We start from the raw sequence: 3,458 nt of genomic DNA, 5'->3' as shown, positions 1-3,458 counted from the left end.
GGTGCCGCGGTGCTGGCCGCGGTGGCCCTGTGTGCCGGTGTGGCGTCCGGGATCTGCGGCCGGCGGCCCGTCAGTCGCGCTCGCCGGCTCCCGATGTGGTCTCGAGCGGGGCGTCCACCCCGCCGTCGGTGAGCATCGGGACGTCGAAGACGAACTCGGGGATCGCGAACGCGTCCACCAGGGTCCGCGCCTTGCCCGCGAGCTTGGTGCACAGGCGGTTGCGGGCGGCGGTCGCGGCCTTGGTGCGCTCGGTCGTCAGACGGTTGTGCTCGAGGAACCAGCCCTTGTCGCGGTCCACGATGTCCAGGACGTACAGATCGCACAGCGTCCCCAAGACCTCCTTGGCCTCCGGGTCCTCGCAGGCGTCCACGGCCTCGGCGAAGCGGGCGAACACCCAGCTGTCCATGTGGGCGCGTCCGGCCTGCAGCATGTGATCCTGCGCCGAGTTGAACACCTTGAACGCCGCCGAACCGTCCTCCCCCTGGGCCTTGCGCAGGCGGCGTGCGACGGTCTCCAACAGATGCTCCTCCCGGTCGACCAGCAGCTCCAGCTGGTTGGCGCGGTCGAGCAGGTCGGTGTTCTCCCGGTCCGTCACCGTGTCGATGAGCTTCTGCCACAGCGTCGACGCACGCGCCTTCTCCTGCACCACGTCCACCGCGGTGGTGAGCGCGAAGGCCACGGTCTCGCGCTGGTCCATGTCCCCGAACTCCGCGGCGTAGGCGCCGAGCAGCTCCTTGGCCACCAACTGCGTGAGCACCACGTTGTCGCCCTCGAACGTGGAGAAGACGTCGCAGTCCTTGCGCATCTCGGTGAGCAGGTTCTCGGACATGTACCCGGCACCGCCGCACGCGAGGCGGGCCTCGATGATGGTGTCGTTGGCGAACCCCGTCACCGTGGCCTTGATGCCCGCGGCGTGGGACTCCATCTCGCGCCGACGTTCGGCGTCGAACGCATCCGGGTTCTTCTCGAAGTCGTGCAGGTCGGCGACGATCGCGTTCTGGGCGCACGCGTAGGCGTACGCGCGGGCGATCCGCGGCATCAAGCGCCGCTGGTGCTCGCGGTACTCCAGCAGCGGGATCCCCTTGCCCGTCTCGGGGTGGTCGAACTGGCGGCGGATCAGCGAGTACCGCACCGCCAGGGCCAGCGCGGTCCGGGCGGTGGCACCGGCGGCCGCACCCACCGACACGCGGCCGCGGATCAGCGTTCCGAGCATCGTGAAGAAGCGGGCACCGACCGAATCGATGGGCGACGAGTACCGACCCTCGGCGTCCACGGCGCCGAACCGGTCGAGGAGCGCCTCGCGGGGCACCCGGACGTGGTCGAACATGATCTTGCCGTTGTCCACGCCCAGCAGGCCGCCCTTGTGGCCGTGGTCGGTGGTGGTGACGCCCGGCAGGTCGTTCCCGTCCTCGTCCCGGATCGGCACCAGCAGGCAGTGGACCCCGTGGTGAACCTCCTCGCCCTCCTCGTCATGCGTGATGAGCTGGGCGAAGACGGCGGCCATGGAACCGTCACGGGCGGCGTTCCCGATGTACCACTTCTCCGAGCTCGGAGTGGGGGAGTGGACGACGAACTCGCCCGTCTCGCGGTCGAAGGTCGCGGTGGTCTCGAGGTTCTGCACGTCCGAACCGCCACCGAGCTCGGTCATGGCGAAGCACCCCATCAGGTCCAGCGACATGACGTCCGGCAGGTACGTGGAGCGGGTCTCGGCGTTCCCGAGGTTCGCGATGGCCCCGCCGAACAGGCCCCACTGCACGCCGGCCTTGACCATGAGCGACAGGTCGAGGTGACCGAGCATCTCGAAGGAGGTCAGCGCCCCGCCGGTGTCACCCGTTCCGCCGTCCTCGGTGCGGAACCCCAACCCGGGCAGACCCGAGTCGGCGAGGAGCCTCATCTGCTCGAGCACCCGCGCCCTGTGCTCCTCCATCGTCGCCCCGATCGGGTTGAGCATGTCGGGGGTCATGGCCTCTCGCGTCATCCGGCGCGCGTCCGCCCAGCGACCGTCCAGAACCTTCTGGAGTCCTGCGGCGAGGGCGGGGTCCCCCTGGCCGGTCGTGGTGATGCGGCCGTAGTGGGGGTGCCCCGCGCTGGCCGGCTGGGGGGCCGCCGCGCCGGGGGCCGCGGCGTTCTGGACGTCGGTCTCGGAGGTCATGACACAACTCTACGGATCTGTTACGCCGACGTGCACCGGAAGCGCGGTCGTCGCAACCCGGTTGTCCGCGGGTCCTGGTCCGCCGCGGCCTCACAAATGACCGAGGTCCCGGACCGTGAACGGCCCGGGACCTCGCATTGTCGGGGTGGCGGGATTCGAACCCACGACCTCTTCGTCCCGAACGAAGCGCGCTACCAAGCTGCGCCACACCCCGCTGACAACGAGGGATACTCTAGCGCCCCGCCGGATGAATCGCGAAACCGGGGTGAATCGCGAAACCGGGTCAGGCCGGCAGCGGGATCCGTTCACGCAACGGCGTCTCGGGGACCGAGGCCTCGTCGCCGCCACCGCCGGGCCCGGCGACCAGCTCGAGCAGCGTCGCCTCGGGCCTGCAGAACGTCCGGACCGGCACGTACGGCGAGGTGCCGAGCCCGGCGGAGACGTGTAGGACCAGGTTCCGGCCCCAGGCGGACAGTCCCTGGGCGCGCGAGCGGTCGATGCCGCAGTTCGTGACGATCGCCCCCGTGGGCAGGCAGAGCTGCCCGCCGTGGGTGTGGCCCGCCACCGCGAGGTCGTACCCGTCGGCGTCGAAGCGGTCGAGCACCCGGGGCTCGGGGGAGTGGACCAGGCCGATCCGCAGGTCGAACGCCGGGCCGGCGGGCCCCTCGATCTCGCTGTAGCGGTCGCGGCCGATGTGCGGGTCGTCGACCCCCGCCACCAGGACACGACGACCGTCCACGGCGATCTCCGCGCGCCGATGGGTGGCGTCGACCCATCCACGCTCGGAGAACGCGGCCTTGAGGTCCCGCCACGGCAGCGGGACGGAGGAGTGCTTCTTCCGTCCCACGCCGAGGTACGACAGGGGGTTCTTGGGCACCGGCGCGTAGTAGTCGTTGGACCCGAACACGAACGCCCCGGGCCGGCCCAGCAGAGGGCCGAGCGCCTGCACGACGGACGGGACCGCGCGTACGTCCGAGAGGTTGTCCCCGGTGTTGAGGACCAGATCCGGCTCCAACCGGGCCAGGGCCGCGAGGAAGTCCTGTTTCCGCTTCTGGCCGGGCATCATGTGCAGGTCCGAGATGTGCAGGATCTTCAGCGGCTCCGAGCCCGGCGCGAGCAGTGGGAGGGAATGACGACGGACGGTGAACGCGTTGCGCTCCCATCCCGACGCGTAGACCGTGCCCGCCACCACCGCACCGGCGAGGACGGCCGCCGCGCGCGCGGAGGGGGTCGACGGGGTGCTCCGGGTCCGACGGGAGGGGCGCTGCATCCCACCATCGTACCGGCGGCGCCCGCGTGAAGGCTC

Annotated in this window: 2 protein-coding genes and 1 tRNA gene; all 3 read right to left on the bottom strand. The window is 70.8% G+C overall.

Going from position 1 to position 3,458, the window contains the following annotated elements; genetic code table 11:
- Positions 1-70 precede the first annotated feature (70 nt).
- The 3 genes from G6019_RS12130 to G6019_RS12120 all read right to left on the bottom strand — a co-directional run bounded on the left by G6019_RS12130 (position 71) and on the right by G6019_RS12120 (position 3,422).
- Entirely contained in the window at positions 71-2,152 is a 2,082-nt protein-coding gene (locus G6019_RS12130) for an acyl-CoA dehydrogenase family protein (RefSeq protein ID WP_182627688.1), read from the bottom strand.
- Positions 2,153-2,292: 140 nt separating this feature from the next.
- Positions 2,293-2,366: transfer RNA gene (locus G6019_RS12125), tRNA-Pro, on the bottom strand.
- Between the two features lie 69 nt (positions 2,367-2,435).
- Positions 2,436-3,422 (bottom strand): metallophosphoesterase, encoded by a 987-nt coding sequence (locus G6019_RS12120; RefSeq protein WP_182627686.1) that lies wholly within the window; start codon positions 3,420-3,422, stop codon positions 2,436-2,438.
- Positions 3,423-3,458: the final 36 nt, after the last annotated feature.

The organism is Dietzia sp. DQ12-76, from assembly GCF_014145045.1.
Lineage (GTDB): Bacteria > Actinomycetota > Actinomycetes > Mycobacteriales > Mycobacteriaceae > Dietzia.
This window is presented reverse-complemented; position numbering and strand designations above follow the sequence as displayed.

What these genes read in the sequence shown, in the direction of transcription:
- G6019_RS12130 (WP_182627688.1), bottom strand. Translation starts at nt 2,152, where the DNA reads ATGACCTCCGAGACCGACGTCCAGAACGCCGCGGCCCCCGGCGCGGCG.
- G6019_RS12120 (WP_182627686.1), bottom strand. Translation starts at nt 3,422, where the DNA reads ATGCAGCGCCCCTCCCGTCGGACCCGGAGCACCCCGTCGACCCCCTCC.